Raw genomic sequence first — 24,936 nt, 5'->3', positions numbered from 1 at the left:
TAATGACGGTAACAAGCATGTTAGACAATGTTTTGAGAATTGCCACACGCCAAAGCCCCCTTGCGCTCTGGCAGGCACATTATGTCAAAGACGCCTTAATGGCAAACCACCCCGGTCTGATCGTAGAACTGGTACCTATGGTGACCCGTGGCGATGTGATTCTGGATACTCCACTGGCAAAAGTGGGGGGTAAGGGTTTGTTTGTTAAAGAGTTGGAAGTCGCGCTGCTGGAAAAACGTGCCGATATCGCCGTGCATTCCATGAAGGATGTGCCGGTCGAATTCCCTGAGGGACTCGGACTGGTCACTATTTGCGAACGCGAAGATCCACGCGATGCTTTTGTCTCGAATAAGTACAACACGCTGGATGAACTTCCTGCAGGCAGCATCGTTGGAACATCCAGCTTACGTCGCCAGTGCCAGTTGGCTAAACGTCGCCCGGATCTCGTTATCCGTTCGCTACGCGGCAACGTGGGAACACGCCTGAGCAAACTGGATAACGGCGACTATGATGCGATTATTCTGGCCGTAGCCGGGTTAAAACGCTTAGGGCTGGAGTCGCGGATCCGCACAGCGCTGTCGCCGGAAGTCTCTCTTCCAGCTGTCGGACAGGGCGCAGTAGGCATAGAATGTCGACTCGATGATCTGCGTACTCAAGCACTGTTAGCACCGCTCAACCATGAAGAAACCGCTCTGCGTGTAAAAGCCGAACGCGCAATGAACACCCGCCTGGAAGGGGGTTGTCAGGTGCCCATCGGCAGCTATGCTGAGCTCATTAACGGTGAGATTTGGCTACGTGCGCTGGTCGGTGCTCCTGACGGCTCACAGATGGTTTGCGGGGAACGTCGCGGCACACCAAATAATGCCGAACAAATGGGCATTTCTCTGGCGGAAGAACTGTTGGAAAACGGTGCACGCGCCATTCTGGCTGATGTTTATAACGGAGAAGCACCCGCATGAGTATTCTGGTCACCCGCCCATCTCCCGCAGGGGAAGAGTTAGTGAGCCGTCTGCGCACACTGGGGCAGGTGGCCTGGAGCTTTCCGCTCATTGAGTTTTCGCCAGGCAGGGAACTGGCAACACTAGCCTCCCGCCTGTCGACACTGACGGAAAACGATCTGGTTTTAGCTCTCTCGCAGCACGCGGTCACTTTTGCTGATGCTCAGCTTCAGCAGCAAGGAGAGCGCTGGCCCTCCCTCCCGCGCTATTTTGCCATTGGCCGCACCACGGCATTGGCGCTCCATACCGTTAATGGATGCAATATTCACTATCCTCTGGATCGGGAAATTAGCGAAGTCTTGCTACAATTACCTGAATTACAAAATATTGCGGGAAAAAAAGCGCTTATTTTACGCGGCAACGGCGGTCGGGAGTTGATAGGCGAAACGCTGAAAGCACGTGGGGCCAATGTAGATTTTTGTGAATGTTATCAACGCAGTGCAAAGTATTACGATGGTGCAGAAGAAGCGATGCGATGGCAATCTCGCGGCGTGACGACGGTGGTTGTCACCAGCGGAGAGATGCTACAACAGCTCTGGTCGCTCATTCCGCAGTGGTATCGTGAGCACTGGTTACTACGCTGTCGGCTGCTGGTCGTCAGTGAGCGTCTGGCGCACCTCGCCCGGGAACTGGGCTGGCAAGATATTAAGGTCGCTGATAACGCCGACAACGATGCGCTGCTACGCGCATTACAATAACTCTCATAATGGGATGCCATAATGACGGAACAAGAAAAATCCTCCGCCGTGGTTAAAGAGACCAGGGAGGCCGTGGAAACCACGTCACAGTCAGTCAATGCTGAAAAAAAGAGCAAGGGCAGCACCGCACTGATACTAAGTGCAGTAGCGATCGCTATTGCACTGGCGGCAGGCGTCGGACTGTATGGCTGGGGGAAACAACAGGCAACAACACAGACTGCAACCAGCGATGCGTTGGCTAATCAGCTCACGGCGCTGCAAAAAGCGCAGGAAAACCAGAAAACTGAGCTGGAAGGTATTATTAAACAGCAGGCAACACTGCTGGATGAAGCAAACCGTCAGCAAGCAGCACTGGCTAAACAGCTTGATGAAGTGCAGCAAAAGGTTGCCACAATCTCTGGCAGCGATGCTAAAACGTGGCTGCTGGCGCAGGCTGATTTTCTGGTGAAACTGGCCGGTCGTAAATTATGGAGCGATCAGGACGTTACCACCGCAGCGGCGCTATTGAAAAGCGCCGATGCCAGCCTGGCCGATATGAACGATCCAAGTTTAATCACCGCCCGTCGAGCGATTACTGATGATATCGCCAGCCTCTCTTCTGTCTCTCAGGTTGATTATGACGGCATCATTCTCAAGATAAATCAGTTGTCTAATCAGATTGATAACCTACGTCTGGCCGACAATGATACTGATGATTCGCCGATGGACTCCGACAGCAGCGAGCTTTCCAGCTCCATTAGCGAATGGCGCGTCAATCTGCAAAAAAGCTGGCAAAATTTTATGGACAGCTTTATTACCATTCGACGTCGCGATGAAACCGCCGTACCGCTGTTAGCACCAAATCAGGACGTGTACTTACGTGAGAACATCCGCTCCCGTCTGTTAGTGGCCGCGCAGGCCGTACCACGCCATCAAGAAGAGACATACCGGCAGGCGCTGGAAAATGTCTCCACCTGGGTGCGCGCGTACTACGATACCGACGATGCAGCGACGAAAGCCTTCCTTGAAGAAGTGGACCAACTGAGCCAACAAAGCATCAGTATGGATGTACCAGAAACGCTTCAAAGCCAGACCATTCTTGAGAAATTAATGCAGACCCGTGTGCGTAATTTACTGGCCCAGCCAGCAACATCTCCGGTTGAAGCAGCTCCTGCGCCAGCGCCTCAGGCAGAAACCCCGGCAACCGCGCCGCAAGGAGAGTAACGATGCTAAAAGTATTATTGCTCTTTGTGCTGTTGATCGCCGGGATCGTCATCGGTCCGATGATAGCCGGTCATCAAGGCTACGTACTGATCCAGACGGATAACTACAATATCGAGACCAGCGTAACTGGCCTGGTGATCATTCTGATCGTCACCATGGTGGTCCTGTTTGCGATTGAGTGGTTGCTGCGTCGTATTTTCCGTACCGGCGCACACACGCGTGGCTGGTTCGTCGGTCGCAAGCGCCGCCGCGCCCGCAAACAGACCGAACAGGCGCTGCTCAAGCTGGCAGAAGGCGATTATCAGCAAGTCGAAAAACTAATGTCGAAAAATGCCGATCACGCAGAACAGCCGGTGGTGAATTACCTTCTGGCGGCAGAAGCGGCTCAACAACGTGGTGACGAGGCTCGGGCCAATCAACACCTTGAGCGCGCAGCCGAGCTCGCCGGAAATGACACGATTCCGGTAGAGATCGCTCGCGTTCGCCTGCAACTGGCCCGGAATGAAAATCACGCCGCGCGCCATAGTGTAGATAAACTGCTGGAGGTGACTCCACGTCACCCGGAAGTATTGCGTCTGGCTGAGCAGGCTTACATTCGCACTGGCGCATGGAGTTCCCTGCTGGATATCATTCCATCCATGGCAAAAGCGCACGTTGGTGATGAAGAGCACCGCGCCATGCTGGAACAGCAGGCATGGGTTGGCCTGATGGATCAGGTTCGTGCCGATCAGGGCAGTGAGGGGCTACGTGCCTGGTGGAAAAATCAAAACCGTAAGACCCGTCATCAGATCGCTCTGCAGGTGGCAATGGCGGAACATCTGATTGAGTGCGACGATCACGATACAGCACAACAGATCATCATCGACGGCCTGAAACGTCAGTATGATGACCGTCTGGTGCTGCCAATCCCGCGTCTGAAAACAAACAACCCAGAGCAGATTGAAAAAGTTCTGCGCCAGCAGATTAAAGCCGTGGGCGATCGTCCGCTGTTGTGGAGTACGCTTGGTCAGTCGTTGATGAAGCACGGCGAATGGCAGGAAGCCACTCTCGCCTTCCGTGCGGCGCTCAAACAACGCCCGGATGCATACGACTACGCGTGGCTTGCTGATGCGCTGGACAGACTGCATCAGCCGGAAGAGGCCGCTACCATGCGCCGTGATGGCTTAATGCTGACACTACAGAACAATCCCCCGCAGTAATCCTTTAAGCCCGGTAGCGAAATGCTTACCGGGCTTACACCAATACACAGAATCATTCGAAACACATTGAGACAAACTCAGAGCACTTACATAAGTAAGTAGCAGGGTGAGAGGACGCCGCCAATAAAGAGGCGTCTGAAGAGTGAAGTGTATGCATAAAAAAACGCCCGCTCGGTTAAGAGCAGGCGTTAAACAGGTCTGTATGACAACATAAATGGGTGCTTCACTCAACGTTATGTCCATGGTGTTCGATGAGGCTAAGCGACATCTGTCAGTGGACGATAAGCACCGTAAACGGCTCTGCGTCATTCCTGAGTTTATGAGGCCTGATGGCGAACATAAGAGATGGAATGAGCATCTACCCCAATATTATCGCACAACACATGGCATGATTGCACTGCAAAAACCAGGTCTTCGGGATTTTTAGGACATCAGGTAATTCAGATCAGATTGGTGGCGTAACGCCGGTATTGACTGGCACAAGAGCAGAGAGAAAGGGAAATCAGAAAACAAAAAACCCCGCCGAAGCGGGGTTCAAAATTGGTCGGCGAGAGAGGATTCGAACCTCCGACCCACTGGTCCCAAACCAGTTGCGCTACCAAGCTGCGCTACTCGCCGTTTTACTGCTTTTTGAATTTTTAGTTCAATTCTTTAAGTCGTGGTGCGAGGGGGGGGACTTGAACCCCCACGTCCGTAAGAACACTAACACCTGAAGCTAGCGCGTCTACCAATTCCGCCACCTTCGCATTTCACAACTTTAAATTAATGGGGTGGCTAATGGGATTCGAACCCACGACAACTGGAATCACAATCCAGGGCTCTACCAACTGAGCTATAGCCACCACTGCAAATCTTTTACGCGGTATTAAAACCACCGCAGCTCCGGCACCTTACTAAATGGTGCGCCCGACAGGATTCGAACCTGAGACCTCTGCCTCCGGAGGGCAGCGCTCTATCCAGCTGAGCTACGGGCGCTTAGCGCCGTTGCGGGGCTGGATATTACGGAGGTCTCGGTCTGCTGTCTAGTGCTTTTTTAAAATAAATTATCGTTTGGTCATGCTTTGTGCGTTTTGTCGCTTATTCCTCCAGTTTTTGGGCCACACCATGACGATTCAGGCCAAAAACCTTATAAATGAGCGTCACACCCAGCAGGAAGGCGATACCGACAAAAAGCGACATACGGGTATCTTCATTAAAGTACATACCGATTAATACGCAAACCAGGAACGCCATCGTCAAATAATTCGCCCACGGGAACAAAATGGAACGGAAGGGATGGCTGGCAATCGCGTCTTTGTGCGCTTTGCGAAAACGCAGCTGGCTTATCAGGATCACAAACCACGGCACCATGCCCGGCAACACGCTGGCGCTATAGACATAGACAAATACGCGCTGCGGATTCGGAATGATGTAGTTCAGGCATGAGCCAATCAGCAAGATGGCGATAGAAATCGCAACGCCGGCAACTGGCACGCCATGACGAGAGACTTTTCCGACAACCGCAGGCAACTGACGATTCTTCGCCAGGGCGTAGAGCATGCGGCCGCAGCTATACATCCCACTGTTGCAACCAGAAAGCGCTGCCGTCAGGACCACAAAGTTGATAATCCCGGCCGCAGCGGTAATACCAATTTTGGCAAACGTGAGAACAAACGGGCTACCGTTGCTACCGATCTCATTCCACGGGAAGATGGTGACGATAACGAAGATCGCGCCTACATAGAAAATCAGGATACGCCACAGCACCTTACCTACCGCGCTACGCAACGTGACCTGTGGGTTTTTGGCTTCGCCCGCCGTGATACCGATTAGCTCCACGCCCTGGTAGGAGGCTACCACAATACACAATGCAGTCAGAAAGCCTTTCCAGCCGCCGGCAAAGAAGCCGCCGTGTTCAGTCAGGTTGCTGAAGCCAATCGCCTGACCACCATTACCAAAGCCGAAGAAAATGACACCCACTCCTATAACAATCATCACAATGATGGTTGTCACTTTGATCATGGCAAACCAGAATTCAATTTCACCATACAGGCGAACCGCAGCCAGATTTGCCAGCGCCACCAGGCCTACGGCAATCAGCGCGGGTATCCACTGCGCCATTTCCGGGAACCAGAACTGCACGTAGACCCCAATGGCGGTAATCTCCGAGATCCCCACAGCCATCCACATAAACCAGTATGACCAGGCGGTGAGATAACCAAAGAAAGGGCTCATATAGCGGTGAGCGTAAACGGCGAACGAACCGGCAACCGGCTCCAGGAACAACATCTCGCCCATGGAACGCATGATAAAGAAGACAAATAGTCCGGCAACGATATACGCCAACAGGACCGATGGCCCCGCCCATTTCAGGGTACTGGCGGCGCCCATAAACAATCCGACGCCAATGGTGCCCCCAAGGGCAATCAATTCGATATGACGAGCCTCCAGCCCACGCTGTAGCTCTGGTTTGTTCTCTGCCATAAATCCTCTTGTTGTGTTTGTATTGTTTCCGGTATTACCGGTTATCGTTATGGGTACATCTTCTTATGCCATAACAGGCCATCCAGCGCCGACCGCTTTACGGTTGGCGCCAAAAACACCACGACACTGAAATGATTGTTGCGAATGGTTTCTTAAAATCGTCTAAATGGCAATTAAAGCATTCAAAAAATAAATAGATTGTGCGAGAAAGCAGCGATTATGTTGTGAATAAGTAGCGCATTTAGCAGAACACACTACTTATCAGAGGAGAGAAAATGTTAGAGATTGCCGGTATAGTGCCAGCGGAGATAGCGCAATAAACGAAGTTGACGGGTAATACGGCTCGGCTGTGACAGTAAGCGGTACAGCCACTCCAGCCCCAAATTCTGCCAGAATTTAGGCGCTCGCTTTACGTGTCCGGTAAACACATCATAGGTGCCACCCACCCCCATATACAGCGCATTCGGATGTACCAGGCGGCAATCGCGCATAAAAATCTCTTGTTTAGGCGAACCCATTGCCACCGTAACAATCTGCGCACCGCTGGCATGAATACGTTCAAACAATGCCTGCCGCTGCTCTGGCGTGAAATATCCGTCCTGGCTACCAACAATATTGACGCGCCACTGTGCTCGCAGTTTTGCTTCTGTTTGCGCCAGTACCTCTGGCTTACCACCAACCAGGAATACGGGTGTGCTCTCCCGCCCAGCGCGCGCCATCAAGGCTTCCCAGAGATCGGCTCCGGCCACGCGTGAAACCTGTGCTTGTGGGTATTTTTTACGCACGGAACGCACCACGCTAATTCCATCTGCATACTTGAACTCGGCGGCATCAATCAAAGCCCGAACCTCCGGGTTATCTTCCGCCGTTAGCATTTTCTCGGCGTTAATAGCCACCAGCGTCCCCTGTCTGAGATGCCCCTCAGCAAACAGGTAATTCAGCGCATGCTGCATATCACGCCAGCCAATAAGTTTTAATCCGCGCAGCGAATATAGCGGCGCAGTTGTATTATCTGTCATTACGATCCTTCAACCTGTGTCCGGGGCAGCGTCTTTATTCGTCTATGGACAAGTCCTGCACTATCAAACAGCCAGAACAATAATTTTGCTACCAGCAAACAGACACCAAAAATCACGAGGAAAAAGACCACTCGCGAGACAAACGAATCCAACCCTTCTCGTGCCAAAACGATCATATTGAAAATGGCACCAAAACAGAAGCTGTGCAAAATCGCCGCCTTATAACGGTTTTTTTCCTGATTGCCTAACTCATACAGCCAGTCGAACCATTTGATTATCAACCCGACCACGATCGCGCCTAACGGGATAAACAACGCTCCCCCCATAACCATCAGCGAACCAATCAACGTTGGAGAGATAGCCAGGCCCGAGTGGTTGTTCAGCACTTCCCAGGTAAAATAGTTCGCAGAGTTGAGTACGATACTCGGCCGTCCAGGCCACAGCCAGGAGGGAATAAAAACGTAGAAATCACGGACAATCGGTGCCAGTCCCTGGAACTCAATATTGTGGTAATTCTGCAGTAACAGCGCCAGATTCTCCCACGGTGAGAAGGTATCCCTCGTGAGATACAGGAAAGTATAGAATGCCTCATCGCCGCTCACGTTCATCCCGTAGCGCTTCAATGCCAGCCAGAACATGCCGACAATTCCCAGCACACCGGCCGCAGCCATCATCCACAGTGAAATCCAGCCGCGAATAATGCCGATAAACAAGAAGATGGCAAACGCGATAATGATATTGGCGCGCGTGCCGCCAACAATCATATAAGTCAGAAGACCAAACGCGACGGTGCTCACCAGGAAGAACAGCCACGCTTTACTATCCTGGCGCAGGAAATACACCACCAGCATTGCCGGAATGAAGAAGTAGAAGAAGCGTTTCAGGGCCACACCAGAAACTTCACTGGAGAAGATCTGGCTATAGGACTGCAATCTGAATAACAGGAAACCGTTGTGCATAAAGAAAATGCCTACACTCACCAGCGCAATCGCCATCAGGATAATCCATGTCAGATGGGCCTCAACGCGATTGATGGTAAACAACGGTTTGCGTGACTTTTCTGGTATTCGCTTACGTAAACGCGTTTTATAGGTCACGTAGTAGACGGCATAGAAACAGGCGGCGGAAAGCAGTGCCTGTAACAGAATTTCCGGTGGGGCGACCGCGACGTCGAAACGGAACACCAGTACGCTGGTCAGGGGAAATCCGAAGAAAAACGTCAGCAAAAACAGCAATGAGAAGAACACATTGAAGTTAAAGCGCACACGCCGAAACTCAAACCAGGTCAGCGTAGCGATAAATAAGGTAGAGAGTAGCCATACTACCAGCAGACCGCTGAATTGCATCAGACTCATAGGGTTTCTCCGGAGGCAATGCTCAGCGCGTTATGCCACGGTTGCAGGTAATTCGGGCTAAAAAAGGTAATCGTGCTTTTATCAACCGAGGCCAACTGACGCTGCGCTTCACGCACAACATCGGCATTGAGTTCATCGGTGGTAAACAGTACCGGGAGGTGCTGCTCTGCCATATCCTGCCAGAAAGGGTTTTCGCGGTTTAGCACGCACGGAATACCGGCCTGGATCAGCAAACACAATGTACCAATCCCTTGCTGACGTGCAAAAATAAAGTAACCGAGATCGCACTGACGCAGTAATGCCAGATAGGCATCAAATTCCAGTTTTTCACTTAGAATTTGCAGATTTCCTGCACTAAATAATTCCTGGCCAGCCTGGCGTACTTCATCAATATACGCCCCGTTATTAGCCGGATAGCCCATTGGCACAATCACGTTCACCGTATCACCGAACTGCTGATGTACGGCGCGTAACGCTGTGATATGTTCATTGCTGCGATCGCCAGAATTACCTACAAGAATCGTCATTTTCCCGCTGCGTTCGCACTCGCTGCCCATATTATTCAGCGACGGATCCATACGCGTAGGGAAATAGAGCAGTTCACCGCGCACACGGGGATGCTGCTGTGCGAAATAGCTCAAATCACCTCGAGTGGCAAACACGCAGCCCACACGGTTTTGCGCCATGCGGCGAATCGGATAAAACAGGCGGAATTTCAACCCACTGGAGACTTCATACAAATCTGCGCCCCAGATATGCCAGTAAAACTGCTCTGGTTTAATTCCTCCGCTCAACAGCGCCAGCCACAGGCTGGTGTTGAACTGACCATGGAAGAAGAAACGCTGCTGGCGATCTGCTTTCGCTTTCGCGATTACCGCTTCCGCCAGTGCCTTTTTTCCGCCATAGAAGCTCAGCGATAACGCCGGGCAGCTTGCACTGAATCCCGCATCCTGACCTGCAACCATAAATACGCGCGCGTGCTCGCTCGTCGCGGCCAGCGAATCATTAAAAAACCGCAGTACGGTTTGATTATGGTGAGGGATATCCGATCCCAGAACGTGAACCAGTACTGTCATGCCCGCCTACACCAGAGTAAAAATACGCCACAGCAAAGAGAAAAATAGACCACATAGGTTGCCATATAAGCCTGCGCTGCCCCCAGAGCGCCATGCGCGGGGATCAGCCAGTGGGCAAATGCCGTCAACAAAATGAACTGGCTAATTTCAGCCAAAATATAAAACCGCAGCGACGCCTTCGCGATCACCAGATACCCGAAAACGTAAGCACCGACCTTCAGTACATCGCCCACCAGTTGCCAGGCAAACAGGTCTCGCATGGCAGTAAATTTAGCGGAAAAGAGCAGCCAGATAGCAAAATCACGCAGTAACCAAACGGTAAAACTCGCGGCGGCAACCGCCGGTAACACAAACTTCAGCGACTTCACCACTTCACGCGTAATGTCACGCTTTTCGCTCAGGCGCGACAACGTCGGCAGCAAATAAACGCTGAATGAGGCGGTGATAAATTGCAGATAGGCATCGGAGATACTGCTTACCCCTTGCCAGATCCCAACATCATCCCAGCTGTAATGCGCAGCCAGAAGGTTTCGCATCATTACATATGCCACTGGCAGCGTCACAGAGGTGATCAGCGCCATCAGCGTAAACTTGCTTAACTGCCCTGCCAGACCGTTATCCCATGAGGGTTTCAGGTAGTGCAGTGGAATGGTTCCACGCTTGATCAGCATAAAACTGGCTGGCACAACCACCAGCGCAGGCACCAGCGCCAGGCCCAGTAAAGCACCTTCATAGCCCCCCAGTCGATAGCAGCCATAATAAGCCACCACACCGACCAGACTGCCAACAATCAGCGACAGTGCATTGCCTGCGGCATCACGGAAGCCTTTCATTAACGCCAGTAAGAGATTCGCCCAGGCAATACCCATCTGTACCAGCGCAACCAGACGCACCAGCCCCTGGTAATGCGTATGACCAAACAATCCCTGGCTTATGGGCGCAGCCGCCAACAAAAAGATCACGGCCATCAGTGTGGAGAATCCCAACACCATGGCGGAAGATGTGCCAACCACGTTGCGTAGCCGCGCCGGATCATCACGATGCTGTGCCACATACTTTGTGACACCGTTGAAAATTCCGGCTCCTGCCAGCACGCCCAGCACAGTGACCATCTGACGAAAGTTACCCGCCTGCCCGACTCCCGCAGGGCCAAACGACACCGCCAGCAGTTTTACCACCAACAAGCCTGCACCGATTTTTACCAGCGTACTGGCTGCCGTCCAAAGGGACGCTTTAGCAAGCGACATCTCAGGCGAAGTAGTTCAACAGGGTCGTAATTACTGTGCGCTGGTTCACCGGCGACAGATTGTAAAACAGCGGCAGGCGCAGCAGGCGCTCGCTTTCTTTGGTGGTGTAACGATCGACACCCGCGAACTCACCAAATTTATCGCCAGCCGGGCAATCATGCAGCGGGATATAATGGAATACCGCCATAATTTCGGCTTCTTTGAGGAAGTTAATCAACGCCGTGCGATCATCAATATCACGCAGCTTGATGTAAAACATATGGGCGTTTTGCACGCAACCATCCGGTATGGAAGGCAGGTCAATCCGCCCGGCTTTCGCCAGCGGCTCAAGTGCATCGTAGTAGTTTTGCCACAATGCCAGACGCTGCTGATTGATACGATCGGCCACTTCCAGTTGCGCCCACAGATAGGCAGCCTGCAGATCGGACATCAGATAGCTGGAGCCGATATCCCGCCAAGTATATTTATCCACCTGGCCGCGGAAAAACTGACTGCGGTTGGTGCCTTTTTCACGGATGATCTCAGCACGTTCGACTAATTTACGGTCGTTAATCAGCGTTGCGCCACCTTCACCACCTGCGGTGTAGTTTTTGGTTTCGTGGAAGCTGAAACACCCAATGTGACCAATCGTTCCCAGCGCACGTCCCTTGTAGGTAGACATTACGCCCTGCGCAGCATCCTCCACTACAAACAGATTGTACCGTGTCGCCAGCGCCATAATGGTATCCATTTCGCAGGCGACGCCCGCGTAATGCACCGGTACGATAGCGCGGGTTTTGTCGGTGATCGCCGCTTCAATCAGCGTTTCGTCAATGTTCATGGTATCTGGTCGGACATCAACAAAGACGATTTTTGCCCCGCGCAACACGAAGGCATTAGCGGTGGAGACGAAGGTGTAGCTTGGCATGATAACTTCATCACCAGGCTGGATATCCAGCAACAATGCTGCCATCTCAAGTGATGCAGTACAGGACGGCGTCAGCAGCACTTTCTCACTGCCAAAATGCTGTTCCAGCCACTGCTGGCAACGACGGGTAAAACCGCCATCGCCACACAGTTTGCCGCTGCTCATCGCAGACTGCATATACTCAAGCTCGGTTCCCACCACCGGCGGTGCGTTAAATGGAATCATTTTGTCACCTGTATAACCAGTACGCGGTGCTTTCCACATTCGCACCACTCTGTATATAACGTTTAAGCGCGGCGGTGTTGCCCATCTGGGTCGCCACCCGCAATGTTGTTTTACCGCGAGCCTGCGCCCAGAAAAGCGCCGCCTGCATTAATTCTGCACCCACACCGCGACCTGCCAACAGGCCAATTCGCACGTCAGTGTTATTCAGCTCACGCAGCGAGACATACCCGCGGATCTCGTCTGTCGCTGTGCGAAAAACAAGGCATTGATGATCGAATGTGCCCAACACCGCATTTTCAATCCATTGCGCGTAGAAACGGGCGCTGGCATCCGGCGCATACCATGGAGCACGAAAGCGGCTTTGTGCGAACGCCTGGCCCGCGAGCTGGCGTAGTGCCGGGATATCTGCGGGTTGCGCCACCTGCACGCCGGAATTATCGCAGACGCGCGTTACCGGCAACACAAAATCCACTTCGCCTTCTACCAGCGAGAAACCCAGTTGCTGCAAAACGTCTAATTCGTGAGTGTTCGCGGCGGGAATTTTTGCCTGTACCCGTCCCCAGGACTGCAATGCTTCCGCAGTCAGGACCGCCCCGTGCGGGTCAAAACGTACGATGGCGCTATTAACGCCAAAGAACGTATTTTCCCAGATAAGGGGCTCAATACTGGCACGGATTGTCACCGCCAGACTCCCTTGGTATCAACCACATACTGCTGTTGAACCGCATCGCCCTTAATGGCTTTAAATTCATTATGGTCAACCAGCATTACCAGCACATCTGCGCTTGCCAGCGCATCATCCAGTTTCGCCAGCGTGCAAAGACCATCCAGTTTTTTCGGCAATTGATGAATATTCGGTTCCACCACCAACGTTTCGCCGCTATGCCAATGCGCAATACTTTGCGCAATTCCCATCGCCGGGCTTTCACGTAAATCGTCGATATTCGGTTTAAATGCCAGACCAAAACAGGCAATTTTCACTTCGCTGGCAAGTTTGTTACTCTCCGTGAGGCAGTCCGCCACGGCGGCTTTTACCCGATCAACGACCCAGTGAGGTTTGCCATCATTCACTTCACGCGCGATGCGGATTAATTTCGCCTGCTCTGGGTTCTGTGCCACGATAAACCACGGATCGACCGCAATACAGTGCCCACCAACCCCCGGTCCAGGCTGCAGAATATTCACGCGTGGATGGCGGTTCGCCAGACGGATCAGTTCCCAGACGTTAATCCCCTGATCGGCACAAATCAGTGACAGTTCATTGGCAAAAGCAATATTGACATCGCGGAAGCTATTCTCAGTCAGCTTGCACATTTCCGCCGTACGGGAATTGGTCACCACACACTCACCTTCAAGGAAGATGTTGTACAGCTCGCTGGCACGCGCGGAACAGACGGGGGTCATCCCGCCAATCACGCGATCGTTTTTAATTAGCTCAACCATCACCTGGCCTGGCAGAACACGTTCTGGACAGTACGCAATATTTACGTCTGCCTGTTCCCCTACCTGCTGTGGAAAAGTCAGGTCGGGCCGCATTTCTGCAAGCCACGCAGCCATCTGTTCCGTTGATCCTACAGGTGAAGTCGATTCGAGGATCACCAATGCCCCTTTTTTTAGCACTGGTGCAAGAGACTTCGCGGCAGCCTCGACGTACACCATATCGGGTTCATGTTCCCCTTTAAACGGTGTTGGTACGGCAATTAAATACGCATCAGCTTCTACGGGTGTTGTGGTAGCGCGAAGATATCCATCTTCGACTGCTGTTTTCACCGCGATACCCAGATCCGGTTCAACAATATGGATTTCACCACGGTTAATGGTATCTACCGCATGTTGATTTACATCTACGCCAATGACATGTTTTTGACGGGAAGCAAAGGCGGCTGCCGTTGGCAGCCCGATATAACCCAGCCCGATGACAGAAATGGTCGTAAAACTCATAGCGATATCCGATTATTTTTTAACGCGTGTAAAATGCGGCCACACGCCTGCCCGTCACCATACGGATTATGGGCGCGGCTCATGGTCTGATATTCATTTTCGTCATGCAGCAAACGGGTGACTTCTTCCACAATTCGCTGCGAGTCTGTTCCCACCAGACGAACAGTACCTGCAGTGATGGCCTCCGGGCGTTCAGTCGTTTCACGCATCACCAACACAGGTTTGCCCAGAGAGGGGGCTTCTTCCTGAATCCCGCCGGAATCGGTAAGGATCAGCCAGGCATGGTTCATCAACCAGACGAACGGCAAGTAGTCCTGAGGTTCAATCAGAATCACGTTTTCAACGTGGCCCAGGATGCGATTAACCGGCTCGCTGACATTAGGGTTCAGGTGTACCGGATAGACAATTTGCACATTCTGATTTGCTGCAGCAATTTCCGCCAGCGCATGGCAAATTTGCTCAAAACCGCGACCGAAGCTTTCCCGACGATGACCGGTCACCAGGATCATCTTTTTATCAGAACGAAGGAAAGGATAGTGTTCAGCCAGTTCAGCGCGCAGCGTTTCATTCTCGAGTACGCGATCCCGAACCCAGATCAACGCATCAATAACCGTATTGCCCGTGACAAAAATACGGTCATCGGGAATTGTTTCGCGTAATAAATTTTGGCGTGAATTTTCGGTTGGAGCAAAATGATACATTGCCAGACGCCCTGTCAGCGTGCGGTTTGCCTCTTCCGGCCAGGGTGAGTAGAGATCGCCAGTTCGCAATCCAGCCTCAACATGCCCCACCGGAATACGCTGGTAAAAGGCGGCCAGACTGGTGGCTATTGTCGTTGTGGTATCACCGTGCACCAATACGACATCGGGTTTGAACTCAGCCAGAATGGGTTTTAATCCTTCCAGAATTCGGCAGGTAATTTCTGTGAGTCCCTGGCCTGGCTGCATAATATTGAGATCGTAGTCAGGTACAATAGAAAAGAGGTTTAACACCTGATCGAGCATCTCCCGATGCTGCGCAGTGACGCAAACTTTCGCTTCAAAATCAGGATCTTTTGCCAGCGCATGAACCAGAGGTGCCATTTTAATAGCCTCTGGTCGCGTGCCAAATACAGTCAGTACTTTCACATCGATTCTCTTAGGATTGGCAGTGAGGGCCCAGCCCCTCACTGCAACGGAGTTGCTAAATCGAGCGACGACGGGTTAACGCGACACCGGCACCGATCAGAGCCCCAACGATGCCCCACATAATCATCAGGAAGGCACGACGTGGGCTATCACGTTTTACCGGTTCTTCCGGCGTTCGCAAATAACGATAGGTCTGAAAACGCGAATCCAGAGTTGGCCCCACGTTCAGCGTGTTCAGCATGGCCCGATTTTGAAAATAGTCCAGATCGAAGTCCGGGCCAACAGCCTGCAGGTTTTCGAGTCGCGCCTGCAGCATCGGGCGTCCGAGTAAAAACAGTTCAGAATCAGGTAATTCATCAGCAGGGACATCGGTTGATGTGCGAGAAATGTTATTTTGTTCTGCAATTTTAAGCGCCTGCTCAATATTATGAACACCGCGAGAGAAAATAGCTTTTGCCACTTCTTCCTGACGTTTAACCTGCGCCTTCATTTGCACAGTGCGCGCAGCCCACGCCCCTTTTAACTCATCGTTCAGATGACCCGCCGCACGCTGGCTGGCAAACGCCACATACTGGCGTAGCAGGTTATTGGCGTCAGGAGCCGTTTCCGCAATCAGCTTCACGCTGTCATTGGTATTGCGCACTGCATCGCCAGCCATAAACTGAATGTTATTAATCAGTTCATCCAGCATTGCCGCGTCGGCTTTACTGTTACCGACCATACGTTGCTTGTAATAATCGGTCTGCAGCCAGAAATCGCGGCGCGTATCCCAGGAAGCAAGTTGCATGACAAATTCTTTATAGGCCTCATCCATTACCGACGGTTGATCCGTTGACGCGAGGCTGGCCTTAATATCCAGATTACGCAAAAACTGTTGTTGGGAATAATATCCGCCCAACATATTAACCGTAGGCTTGTCCGAAATGGCCGTTGCACTCCACTCCTGGCGGGCAAAAAAAGTATAGGCGAGCGCAATGAGCGCAAAGGCGAGAGCTATACCGACAATCCACACCTTTCCTGCCCACAAGGTACGAAACAAGCCACGAATATCCAGTTCATTTTCAGCGCTCACGGCGTCTTCCCCCGGTAATGGTTGTGTCATCGCATCCTCAGTTCACTTGGTTAAGTTTGGTTTGCTTTCACGGATTCTTCGCAATCTGCGCTTCACTCGTTTGATAAATCTCGCCACCTTCCAGGCTCGCTTAATGCAGTAACCATAAAGGCCAAATGCCAGTAAAAAGAGCACCAGCATGCCCCATTCAGGGACCAAACGAAAATATTCAGCCAGCACACCGATGGAGGCCAGAATCGCGGCGGCCAGCGTAATCAGAACAAATGCCTGTCGTGAAGTAAACCCCGCACGCATCACCAAATGATGAATGTGCTGGCGATCAGCAGAGAAAGGACTCATGCCTTTACGCAAACGACGGTACATGATTGCCACCATATCCATCAACGGAATGGCGATAATCCACAGTGCGGTAACCGGGCTGATAGGATGCGTTTTACCCTGCGTAGTTTCCAGCAGGATCCAAATAACGGTAAAACCAATCAGCGTGCTACCAGCATCGCCCATAAAGACTTTATAACGGCGTCCAAGAACCCCCAGGTTCAGCAGGATATAAGGTAGAATTGCGGCGATCATGGCAAAGCACCAGATAGCCAGGCTAGTCTGACCATCAAACCACAGAATAAATCCCATCGCTGCGAATGAGACGCTCGACAATCCGCCTAATAATCCATCTATGCCATCTACCATATTAAAGGCGTTAATTGCTGCCCAAACGGCAAAAAGGGTGAGGAAATAACCAAAGGGACCGAGTATCAACTCCCAGGAACCAAAGATATATCCCAGGCTACTCAAATAAAGATTTCCTTTTACCATCATAACAATAGCAATCGCAGCCTGAACAACGGCTCGTATCTTTACGCTTATGTCAAAACGGTCGTCAAGTGCGCCAATCAACACCAGCACACCAGCACAAAAGAGGTATAACGAGGCATGCGGGATGTAATAATCCGAGAGGCCAAACATAAAATTAATTCCTGCAAACACAGAAATCCCACCAACTAAAGGAATGATCCCCTGGTGTCGTTTGCGGAAATTAGGCTTATCCACTAAACCTATTTTTATGGCTACTTTTCGCGCAAAAAAAATAAAAATGGTAGTGAATAAGAAAATACTGATTAGCTCAGATAAAGCAGCGAGTAAATTCACAGTGTATGTGCTCTCAGCATATATCATTTCCTTAAAGTATAATGCGTTACGAGGTCTCCTTGAAGAGACCAACTAAAACATTACACTTCTGACCTCTTGTCGTTCATGCCGCACATTGTGACATCTCTTCGACGCCGACAATAATGACTAGTTTATCCGACCAGACATTAGGATGAATCGCAAAAGCAAAACGCCACGTAAAAACGTGGCGTTTTCGGATGATGCCAGAGTTACGAACGTTTCATCATATCGAAGAAGTCGTCATTGGTCTTGGTCATCGCCAGCTTATTAATGAGGAATTCCATCGCATCAATTTCACCCATCGGATGGATAATTTTGCGCAGGATCCACATTTTCTGCAGCTCTTCCTGAGTCGTGAGCAGTTCTTCTTTACGGGTACCAGAACGGTTGTAGTCGATAGCCGGGAAGACGCGTTTTTCAGCAATTTTACGCGAGAGATGCAGTTCCATGTTACCGGTGCCTTTAAACTCTTCGTAGATAACTTCATCCATTTTAGAGCCGGTATCGATAAGCGCGGTTGCAATGATGGTCAGGCTACCGCCCTCTTCCACATTACGCGCGGCACCGAAGAAACGCTTCGGACGGTGCAGAGCGTTAGCATCCACACCACCCGTCAGCACTTTACCGGAAGCAGGAACCACGGTGTTGTATGCACGCGCCAGACGAGTGATGGAGTCGAGCAGGATGATAACGTCTTTCTTGTGTTCAACCAGACGTTTCGCTTTCTCGATAACCATTTCCGCAACCTGAACGTGACGGGATGCCGGCTCGTCAAAGGTAGAAGCAACTACTTCACCTTTCACCAGACGCTGCATCTCGGTCACTTCTTCCGGGCGTTCATCAATTAACAGAACCATCAGCACGCAGTCTGGGTGATTGTAGGCAATGCTCTGTGCGATGTTCTGCAACAGCATGGTTTTACCCGCTTTCGGCGGTGCCACAATCAGACCACGTTGGCCACGGCCAATCGGAGAAGCCAGGTCCAGTACGCGAGCCGTTAAGTCCTCAGTAGAACCGTTACCACGCTCCATACGCAGACGAGAGTTTGCGTGCAGCGGCGTTAAGTTCTCAAAGAGAATTTTATTACGGGCGTTTTCCGGTTTGTCGTAGTTAACTTCGTTAACTTTCAACAGCGCAAAATAGCGTTCACCTTCTTTCGGCGGGCGAATCTTACCGGAGATGGTATCACCAGTGCGGAGGTTGAAACGGCGGATTTGGCTGGGAGAAACGTAGATGTCATCAGGACCGGCGAGGTAGGAGCTGTCTGCAGAGCGGAGGAAACCAAATCCATCCTGCAATATCTCCAGCACACCGTCACCAAAGATATCTTCGCCACTCTTTGCGTGCTGCTTCAGGATGGCAAAAATAATGTCCTGCTTGCGCATACGAGCCAGGTTTTCCAGACCCATATTTTCGCCGAGAGTGATCAGCTCAGAAACCGGCGTATTCTTTAATTCGGTAAGATTCATAATGGTGTGAGTTCTTAAACTTGGGGTAAATCTCGAACTTAATGTTGTGAATGGTATGGCAGGGTCATCCATGCCTGTTTACGGCCTTCGACTCATGTCTGTTCGCTGTCTGGTCACAGGAAAGTACGCAGAACTGAAACGACAAGACGGATTGAGTGACAAGCCAGGAATCTGTCCACTTCTCGCACGAGAAACAACGGGAAGCAGTGGATAAAACAAGATTCAAACTTAATAAGGTATGTTTAATACGAAGTCAACACTAACTTAGCACGACTCAAGTCGGGCGTCCAGTCATCCGAATCATTTTGGAGTATGGGCGCCCGATCATGATACTTCCTTACGCCAGGTTGGCGTCGAGGAACTCTTTCAACTGACCTTTGGACAGCGCGCCGACTTTCGTCGCCGCAACTTCGCCGTTTTTAAACAGCAGCAGGGTCGGGATGCCACGGATACCATACTTCGGCGCGGTGCCTGGGTTTTGGTCAATATTCAGTTTAGCAACCGTCAATTTGCCCTGATATTCGTCAGCGATTTCATCCAGAATCGGAGCGATCATTTTGCACGGACCGCACCACTCTGCCCAGAAATCAACGAGGATAGCTCCGTCCGCTTTGAGTACATCCGTGTCAAAACTGTCGTCAGTCAGGTGAATAATTTTATCGCTCATAATAACTCCACAGGAATAAGCCTGGTGTGTTGGTGTATACACATCATCCTTCAAGCTGCCTCATTGTTGGCTGCGCTCTGTGTCCCAGTCACGTACTATTGTACGCTCCAGTGACTCATTCACTTGCCGCCTCGACGCATCATGAATGCTTTATGTACTGCATTAACCAACTAAAGGTTGACTTTATTTCACCGGATACGCTTTCGTAAAGCAATAGTAAGCTGATATTCTACCACACTATGAGCAAAACACATTTAACAGAACAGAAGTTTTCCGACTTCGCCCTGCACCCAAAGGTGATAGAAGCCCTTGAAAACAAAGGGTTTCATAATTGTACGCCCATTCAGGCACTGGCCCTCCCGCTTACGCTGGCTGGTCGTGATGTAGCAGGGCAGGCGCAAACCGGTACCGGAAAAACGATGGCGTTTCTTACGTCAACGTTTCATTACCTTCTCTCTCATCCCGCGATTGCCGATCGCAAGGTGAACCAACCGCGTGCGTTAATTATGGCGCCAACGCGTGAGTTAGCCGTGCAGATCCACGCAGACGCCGAGCCACTCGCGCAGACAACAGGACTGAAATTAGGCCTGGCATATGGCGGCGACGGTTACGACAAGCAGTTAAAAGTGCTGGAGAGCGGGGTCGATATTCTTATCGGCACCACTGGCCGTCTAATTGACTACGCAAAGCAGAACCACATTAACCTGGGCGCGATTCAGGTCGTCGTACTGGATGAAGCCGATCGCATGTACGATCTGGGCTTTATTAAAGATATCCGTTGGTTGTTCCGTCGTATGCCGCCAACCAACCAGCGTCTGAACATGCTGTTTTCCGCAACCCTCTCTTACCGCGTTCGCGAACTGGCGTTCGAACAGATGAACAATGCCGAATACGTTGAAGTCGAACCGGAACAGAAGACAGGTCACCGTATTAAAGAAGAGCTCTTCTATCCTTCAAATGAAGAGAAAATGCGTTTGCTGCAAACGCTGATTGAAGAAGAGTGGCCGGATCGCGCCATTGTTTTTGCCAATACCAAGCACCGCTGTGAAGATATCTGGGGCAGTCTTGCTGCCGACGGTCATCGCGTAGGTCTGCTAACTGGCGACGTGGCACAGAAAAAACGCCTGCGTATTCTGGAAGAGTTCACCCGTGGCGATCTCGACATTCTTGTTGCGACTGATGTTGCCGCGCGTGGTCTGCATATTCCGGCCGTAACACACGTGTTCAACTATGACCTGCCAGATGACTGTGAAGATTACGTTCACCGTATTGGTCGTACGGGTCGCGCTGGAGCAAGCGGTCACTCTATTAGCCTCGCCTGTGAAGAGTACGCGTTGAATTTACCTGCAATCGAGACCTATATCGGCCACTCGATTCCGGTTAGCAAGTACAACCCAGACGCGCTGATGACCGATCTGCCAAAACCGCTGCGCCTGACGCGCTCGCGCCCTGGCAATGGCCCACGTCGTACTGGTGGTGCTCCACGTAATCGTCGTCGTTCAGGTTAACTAAGTCATGCTCAACTCTACTTCGCTCTATGCAGCAATAGATCTCGGATCCAATAGTTTTCATATGCTGGTAGTGCGCGAAGTAGCAGGGAGTATTCAGACACTCACGCGAATTAAGCGCAAAGTGCGTCTGGCTGCTGGGCTGAACAGCGAAAATATTCTCTCCGCAGAAGCAATGGAGCGCGGCTGGCAATGCCTGCGCCTGTTTGCTGAGCGTCTGCAGGATATCCCTCAGCCGCAAATCCGGGTGGTCGCCACAGCGACATTGCGTATCGCCGTCAATGCCGATGTTTTTATTGCGAAAGCGCAAGAGATCCTCGGCTGTGCTGTTCAGGTTATTAGCGGCGAAGAAGAAGCGCGTCTTATCTATCAGGGCGTTGCCCACACCACCGGCGGCGCTGATCAGCGTCTGGTCGTTGATATTGGTGGAGCCAGTACAGAGCTGGTAACTGGCTCTGGTGCGCAAACAACCTCACTGTTTAGTCTGTCAATGGGCTGTGTTACGTGGCTCGAACGGTATTTCACCGATCGAAATCTGGCACAAGAAAACTTTGACGAAGCCGAGAAAGCAGCACGTGACGTTCTGCGCCCGGTCGCTGACAAGCTGCGCTTTCATGGCTGGAAAGTCTGCGTAGGTGCTTCTGGCACCGTACAGGCTTTGCAGGAAATTATGATGGCGCAGGGCATGGATGAACGCATTACTCTGGCAAAACTCCAGCAGTTAAAACAACGCGCCATTCATTGCGGACGTCTGGAAGAGCTGGAAATCGAAGGGCTAACACTGGAGCGCGCACTGGTGTTCCCCAGCGGGCTGGCGATTCTGATCGCCATTTTTACCGAACTGAACATTCAGTGTATGACTCTCGCGGGCGGTGCATTACGTGAAGGCCTGGTGTACGGCATGCTGCACTTGCCGGTGGATCAGGACATTCGCAGTCGTACGTTACGCAATATTCAGCGTCGGTTTATGGTCGATACCGATCAGGCAAACCGCGTTGCAAAGTTGGCAGTACATTTATTCGATCAAGTGAAAAATGAGTGGCATCTTGAAGCTATCAGTAGCGAACTGCTGCAAAGTGCCTGTCAGTTGCATGAAATAGGCTTGAGTGTGGAATATAAGCAGGCACCACTACATGCCGCCTGGCTGGTGCGAAACCTTGATCTTCCAGGATTTACCCCGGCACAGAAAAAACTGTTAGCGACGCTATTATTAAACCAGACCAATCCGGTCGATCTCTCCTCACTCCACCAGCAAAATGCCGTGCCGCCTCGCATCGCAGAACATCTTTGCCGCTTGCTACGCCTGGCGATTATTTTCGCCAGTCGTCGCCGTGACGACTTAGTGCCAGAAATTCATCTGGACGCAAAGAATGAGCACCTTACGGTAAGATTGCCAGAAGGCTGGCTGGCGCATCATCCGCTGGGTAAAGAGCTTATCGATCAGGAAAGCCAGTGGCAAAGTTACGTCCACTGGCCACTGGAAGTACAGTAACGTTTCACATGCCGGATGGTGATGCCAGCGCATCTTATCGGGTCTGTCAGCACATTTCAGACCCGCCCCGATCGACTATTTCGCTTTCTTTGCAGCCATCATTGCTTTCAGATTCGCCAGGTGACTCTGTCCTTTTTGCATCCGTTCTTCAGCACTCACCACTTTACGTTCCTGTTCCCAGATAACGTCATCCTGCGGTAATTCCAGCAGAAAACGGCTCGGTTCCGGGCGCACCAGTTCGCCGTACTGGCGACGCTCTTTACACAGCGTGAAGATAAGCTCTTTCTGTGCACGGGTGATCCCTACATAGGCCAGGCGACGCTCTTCATCTATGTTGTCTTCGTCAATGCTGCTCTGGTGCGGCAGGAATCCCTCTTCCATGCCCACCATAAACACATACGGAAACTCCAGCCCTTTTGAGGCGTGTAGCGTCATTAACTGCACCTGATCCAACTCTTCTTCGCTCTCCCCGCGCTCCATCATGTCGCGTAACGTAAAGCGCGTCACCACCTGGGTCAACGTCATCGGCTCTTCCAGCTCGCTGCCTTCCAGCATCTCCGTCATCCAACTGAACAGCGTATTGACGTTTTTCATGCGCATTTCTGCAGCTTTCGGACTGGGCGAGGTTTCATACAGCCAGGATTCGTAATCAATGCCGTGGATCAGGTCACGTACTGCTGCAATCGGTTCGCGCTCTGCCAGGCGCTGAATTTCACCCAGCCAGTGAGTAAAACGAGTCAGAGAGTCATAACCACGCCCGGTAAGCGTCTGGCTAAGCCCCATATCAAAGCTGGCAGTAAACAAACTTTTATTACGCGTCATTGCCCACTCGCCCAATTTTTGCAGCGTGGCAGGGCCGATTTCACGTTTCGGGGTATTCACTATGCGCAGAAATGCACTGTCATCATCCGGATTGCTCAATACCCGCAGATAGGCCAGCAAATCTTTGATCTCCGGGCGCGAGAAAAACGACGTTCCGCCGGAAATTTTGTACGGAATGCGGTTCTGCATCAGGAATTTTTCGAACACCCGCGACTGATGATTACCGCGATAGAGGATCGCGTAATCTTTATACTGTGTTTTGTTAACAAAGTGATGGGCAATCAGTTCTCCGGTCACGCGCTCTGCTTCGTGCTCTTCGTTATTGGCACTCAGTACTTTTAGTTCAGCGCCATAACCCAGTTCGGAAAAGAGCCTTTTTTCAAAGACATGTGGGTTGTTGGCAATGAGAATATTTGCCGCTTTCAGAATACGTCCGGAAGAACGGTAGTTTTGTTCCAGCTTGACCACCTGCAACGCCGGAAAATCTTTGCTCAGCAGCACCAGATTCTGCGGACGTGCACCACGCCAGGAATAGATAGACTGGTCATCGTCCCCCACCACAGTAAAGCGCGCACGGCGTCCCACCAGCAGCTTAACCAACTCGTACTGACTGGTGTTGGTATCCTGGTATTCATCCACCAGCAGATAGCGGATTCTGTTCTGCCAGCGTTCTCTCACCTCTTCATTGCGCTGTAGTAGCAAAGTCGGAAGCAAAATCAGATCGTCAAAATCGAGAACGTTACACGCCTTCATATGGGCATCGTACAAACCGTAGCAATGGGCAAAAATACGGTCACGCTCCCCTTTAGCGCTAGCCGCCGCCTGCGCCGGAGTCATTAGATCGTTTTTCCAGTTGGAGATCGTCGAGATCAGCTGTTGCAGCACCACTTTATCATCGTCGATCAACCCTTCGGTCAGATCTTTAAGCAGCGCCACCTGATCGGTATCATCAAATAGTGAGAAGTTGGATTTCATCCCCAACGCCGCGTACTCACGCTTGATAATATCCAACCCCAGAGTGTGGAAGGTGGAGATCATCAAACCACGCGCTTCTTTACGACCCAGCGTCTGCGCCACACGCTCTTTCATCTCGCGCGCGGCCTTGTTAGTAAAGGTCACCGCTGCAATATGCCGTGCCTGATAGCCACATTCGCGAATCAGATGGGCAATTTTATTCGTGATCACGCGCGTCTTACCAGAACCGGCCCCCGCCAGCACCAGGCAAGGTCCGGTGACGAATTCGACGGCTTGTTGTTGTCCGGGGTTTAAACGCATAAAGGT

At 51.5% G+C, this 24,936-nt stretch carries 21 protein-coding genes and 4 tRNA genes; 6 read left to right on the top strand and 19 right to left on the bottom strand.

All coding sequences use genetic code 11. From position 1 onward, the window contains the following. Positions 1-17 precede the first annotated feature (17 nt). The 4 genes from hemC to hemY are packed head-to-tail and all read left to right on the top strand — an operon-like array spanning position 18 to position 4,098. Positions 18-959 carry a hydroxymethylbilane synthase gene (gene hemC, locus SK36_RS22015; protein WP_045449853.1) on the top strand — a complete coding sequence of 314 codons (942 nt, stop codon included), beginning with the start codon at positions 18-20 and terminating at the stop codon, positions 957-959. Next, the gene (gene hemD / locus SK36_RS22010) at positions 956-1,696 is read left to right on the top strand and encodes a uroporphyrinogen-III synthase (RefSeq protein ID WP_045449101.1); all 741 of its coding nucleotides are present in this window, start codon (positions 956-958) and stop codon (positions 1,694-1,696) included. Before hemC ends, hemD begins: the two co-directional genes overlap by 4 nt. Positions 1,697-1,717: 21 nt before the next feature. Next, positions 1,718-2,899, top strand: coding sequence for a uroporphyrinogen-III C-methyltransferase (gene hemX, locus SK36_RS22005; protein ID WP_048223283.1), 1,182 nt, complete (start codon positions 1,718-1,720; stop codon positions 2,897-2,899). Positions 2,900-2,901: 2 nt separating this feature from the next. After that, a complete protein-coding gene (hemY, locus tag SK36_RS22000) occupies positions 2,902-4,098 on the top strand; it encodes a protoheme IX biogenesis protein HemY (protein WP_048223280.1) in 1,197 nt (398 codons plus the stop codon). A gap of 541 nt (positions 4,099-4,639) precedes the next feature. Here the strand turns inward: hemY and SK36_RS21990 are convergent. The 18 genes from SK36_RS21990 to trxA form a co-directional block, all read right to left on the bottom strand. Then, positions 4,640-4,716 (bottom strand) — tRNA-Pro (locus SK36_RS21990). Positions 4,717-4,757: 41 nt separating this feature from the next. Beyond that, positions 4,758-4,844, bottom strand: a tRNA-Leu gene (locus SK36_RS21985). A 20-nt stretch (positions 4,845-4,864) separates the two neighbouring features. Further along, positions 4,865-4,940: transfer RNA gene (locus tag SK36_RS21980), tRNA-His, on the bottom strand. 56 nt (positions 4,941-4,996) lie between these two features. After that, a tRNA-Arg gene (locus tag SK36_RS21975) sits at positions 4,997-5,073 on the bottom strand. 102 nt (positions 5,074-5,175) lie between these two features. Beyond that, complete coding sequence (thrP, locus tag SK36_RS21970; RefSeq protein WP_045449093.1) at positions 5,176-6,561, bottom strand: bifunctional threonine/serine APC transporter ThrP; 1,386 nt, start codon at positions 6,559-6,561, stop codon at positions 5,176-5,178. 278 nt (positions 6,562-6,839) lie between these two features. Then, positions 6,840-7,580 carry a lipopolysaccharide N-acetylmannosaminouronosyltransferase gene (gene wecG / locus SK36_RS21965; protein ID WP_045449092.1) on the bottom strand — a complete coding sequence of 247 codons (741 nt, stop codon included), beginning with the start codon at positions 7,578-7,580 and terminating at the stop codon, positions 6,840-6,842. Further along, entirely contained in the window at positions 7,580-8,935 is a 1,356-nt protein-coding gene (gene wzyE / locus SK36_RS21960; RefSeq protein ID WP_048223275.1) for an ECA oligosaccharide polymerase, read from the bottom strand. Before wzyE ends, wecG begins: the two co-directional genes overlap by 1 nt. After that, positions 8,932-10,011 (bottom strand): TDP-N-acetylfucosamine:lipid II N-acetylfucosaminyltransferase, encoded by a 1,080-nt coding sequence (locus tag SK36_RS21955; protein WP_048223272.1) that lies wholly within the window; start codon positions 10,009-10,011, stop codon positions 8,932-8,934. The genes wzyE and SK36_RS21955 overlap by 4 nt, the downstream gene beginning before the upstream one ends. Continuing rightward, positions 10,008-11,258 carry a lipid III flippase WzxE gene (wzxE, locus tag SK36_RS21950; protein WP_048223270.1) on the bottom strand — a complete coding sequence of 417 codons (1,251 nt, stop codon included), beginning with the start codon at positions 11,256-11,258 and terminating at the stop codon, positions 10,008-10,010. The genes SK36_RS21955 and wzxE overlap by 4 nt, the downstream gene beginning before the upstream one ends. 1 nt (position 11,259) lies before the next feature. Beyond that, a complete protein-coding gene (rffA, locus tag SK36_RS21945; RefSeq protein WP_048223510.1) occupies positions 11,260-12,390 on the bottom strand; it encodes a dTDP-4-amino-4,6-dideoxygalactose transaminase in 1,131 nt (376 codons plus the stop codon). A gap of 4 nt (positions 12,391-12,394) precedes the next feature. Beyond that, positions 12,395-13,072 carry a dTDP-4-amino-4,6-dideoxy-D-galactose acyltransferase gene (gene rffC / locus SK36_RS21940; protein ID WP_048223269.1) on the bottom strand — a complete coding sequence of 226 codons (678 nt, stop codon included), beginning with the start codon at positions 13,070-13,072 and terminating at the stop codon, positions 12,395-12,397. Next, a complete protein-coding gene (wecC, locus tag SK36_RS21935) occupies positions 13,069-14,331 on the bottom strand; it encodes a UDP-N-acetyl-D-mannosamine dehydrogenase (RefSeq protein ID WP_048223267.1) in 1,263 nt (420 codons plus the stop codon). The genes rffC and wecC overlap by 4 nt, the downstream gene beginning before the upstream one ends. Then, positions 14,328-15,458, bottom strand: coding sequence for a non-hydrolyzing UDP-N-acetylglucosamine 2-epimerase (gene wecB, locus SK36_RS21930; RefSeq protein WP_045449070.1), 1,131 nt, complete (start codon positions 15,456-15,458; stop codon positions 14,328-14,330). Before wecB ends, wecC begins: the two co-directional genes overlap by 4 nt. A gap of 55 nt (positions 15,459-15,513) precedes the next feature. Continuing rightward, the gene (gene wzzE / locus SK36_RS21925; protein ID WP_048223265.1) at positions 15,514-16,560 is read right to left on the bottom strand and encodes an ECA polysaccharide chain length modulation protein; all 1,047 of its coding nucleotides are present in this window, start codon (positions 16,558-16,560) and stop codon (positions 15,514-15,516) included. A 12-nt stretch (positions 16,561-16,572) separates the two neighbouring features. Beyond that, positions 16,573-17,703: a UDP-N-acetylglucosamine--undecaprenyl-phosphate N-acetylglucosaminephosphotransferase gene (gene wecA, locus SK36_RS21920; RefSeq protein ID WP_233617306.1), complete on the bottom strand. Its 1,131-nt coding sequence runs from the start codon at positions 17,701-17,703 to the stop codon at positions 16,573-16,575. Positions 17,704-17,906: 203 nt separating this feature from the next. Then, positions 17,907-19,166 (bottom strand): transcription termination factor Rho, encoded by a 1,260-nt coding sequence (rho, locus tag SK36_RS21915; RefSeq protein ID WP_002437993.1) that lies wholly within the window; start codon positions 19,164-19,166, stop codon positions 17,907-17,909. Between the two features lie 78 nt (positions 19,167-19,244). Beyond that, positions 19,245-19,373, bottom strand: coding sequence for a rho operon leader peptide (locus tag SK36_RS24175; RefSeq protein WP_071829085.1), 129 nt, complete (start codon positions 19,371-19,373; stop codon positions 19,245-19,247). 130 nt (positions 19,374-19,503) lie between these two features. Beyond that, positions 19,504-19,833 (bottom strand): thioredoxin TrxA, encoded by a 330-nt coding sequence (gene trxA, locus SK36_RS21910; protein WP_001280776.1) that lies wholly within the window; start codon positions 19,831-19,833, stop codon positions 19,504-19,506. 239 nt (positions 19,834-20,072) lie between these two features. On the opposite strand from trxA, the gene rhlB reads away from it, so the two are divergent. Next, positions 20,073-21,341 carry an ATP-dependent RNA helicase RhlB gene (gene rhlB, locus SK36_RS21905; RefSeq protein WP_045449063.1) on the top strand — a complete coding sequence of 423 codons (1,269 nt, stop codon included), beginning with the start codon at positions 20,073-20,075 and terminating at the stop codon, positions 21,339-21,341. Between the two features lie 7 nt (positions 21,342-21,348). Next, a complete protein-coding gene (gene gppA, locus SK36_RS21900) occupies positions 21,349-22,833 on the top strand; it encodes a guanosine-5'-triphosphate,3'-diphosphate diphosphatase (protein WP_045449060.1) in 1,485 nt (494 codons plus the stop codon). Between the two features lie 75 nt (positions 22,834-22,908). On the opposite strand, the gene rep is transcribed toward gppA, so the two are convergent. Next, positions 22,909-24,930 carry a DNA helicase Rep gene (gene rep, locus SK36_RS21895; RefSeq protein ID WP_048223263.1) on the bottom strand — a complete coding sequence of 674 codons (2,022 nt, stop codon included), beginning with the start codon at positions 24,928-24,930 and terminating at the stop codon, positions 22,909-22,911. Positions 24,931-24,936: the final 6 nt, after the last annotated feature.

Origin of the sequence: Citrobacter sp. MGH106 (assembly GCF_001037495.1) — a bacterium.
Taxonomy (GTDB): domain Bacteria; phylum Pseudomonadota; class Gammaproteobacteria; order Enterobacterales; family Enterobacteriaceae; genus Citrobacter; species Citrobacter murliniae.
Note: the sequence above shows the minus strand (reverse complement) of the source record. Positions and strands in the feature narration are given on the sequence as shown.

Coding starts and splice junctions, on each gene's coding strand:
- hemC (WP_045449853.1), top strand. CDS start 18: ATGTTAGACAATGTTTTGAGAATTGCCACACGCCAAAGCCCCCTTGCG.
- hemD (WP_045449101.1), top strand. CDS start 956: ATGAGTATTCTGGTCACCCGCCCATCTCCCGCAGGGGAAGAGTTAGTG.
- hemX (WP_048223283.1), top strand. CDS start 1,718: ATGACGGAACAAGAAAAATCCTCCGCCGTGGTTAAAGAGACCAGGGAG.
- hemY (WP_048223280.1), top strand. CDS start 2,902: ATGCTAAAAGTATTATTGCTCTTTGTGCTGTTGATCGCCGGGATCGTC.
- thrP (WP_045449093.1), bottom strand. CDS start 6,561: ATGGCAGAGAACAAACCAGAGCTACAGCGTGGGCTGGAGGCTCGTCAT.
- wecG (WP_045449092.1), bottom strand. CDS start 7,580: ATGACAGATAATACAACTGCGCCGCTATATTCGCTGCGCGGATTAAAA.
- wzyE (WP_048223275.1), bottom strand. CDS start 8,935: ATGAGTCTGATGCAATTCAGCGGTCTGCTGGTAGTATGGCTACTCTCT.
- SK36_RS21955 (WP_048223272.1), bottom strand. CDS start 10,011: ATGACAGTACTGGTTCACGTTCTGGGATCGGATATCCCTCACCATAAT.
- wzxE (WP_048223270.1), bottom strand. CDS start 11,258: ATGTCGCTTGCTAAAGCGTCCCTTTGGACGGCAGCCAGTACGCTGGTA.
- rffA (WP_048223510.1), bottom strand. CDS start 12,390: ATGATTCCATTTAACGCACCGCCGGTGGTGGGAACCGAGCTTGAGTAT.
- wecC (WP_048223267.1), bottom strand. CDS start 14,331: ATGAGTTTTACGACCATTTCTGTCATCGGGCTGGGTTATATCGGGCTG.
- wzzE (WP_048223265.1), bottom strand. CDS start 16,560: ATGACACAACCATTACCGGGGGAAGACGCCGTGAGCGCTGAAAATGAA.
- wecA (WP_233617306.1), bottom strand. CDS start 17,703: ATGATATATGCTGAGAGCACATACACTGTGAATTTACTCGCTGCTTTA.
- rho (WP_002437993.1), bottom strand. CDS start 19,166: ATGAATCTTACCGAATTAAAGAATACGCCGGTTTCTGAGCTGATCACT.
- trxA (WP_001280776.1), bottom strand. CDS start 19,833: ATGAGCGATAAAATTATTCACCTGACTGACGACAGTTTTGACACGGAT.
- rhlB (WP_045449063.1), top strand. CDS start 20,073: ATGAGCAAAACACATTTAACAGAACAGAAGTTTTCCGACTTCGCCCTG.
- gppA (WP_045449060.1), top strand. CDS start 21,349: ATGCTCAACTCTACTTCGCTCTATGCAGCAATAGATCTCGGATCCAAT.
- rep (WP_048223263.1), bottom strand. CDS start 24,930: ATGCGTTTAAACCCCGGACAACAACAAGCCGTCGAATTCGTCACCGGA.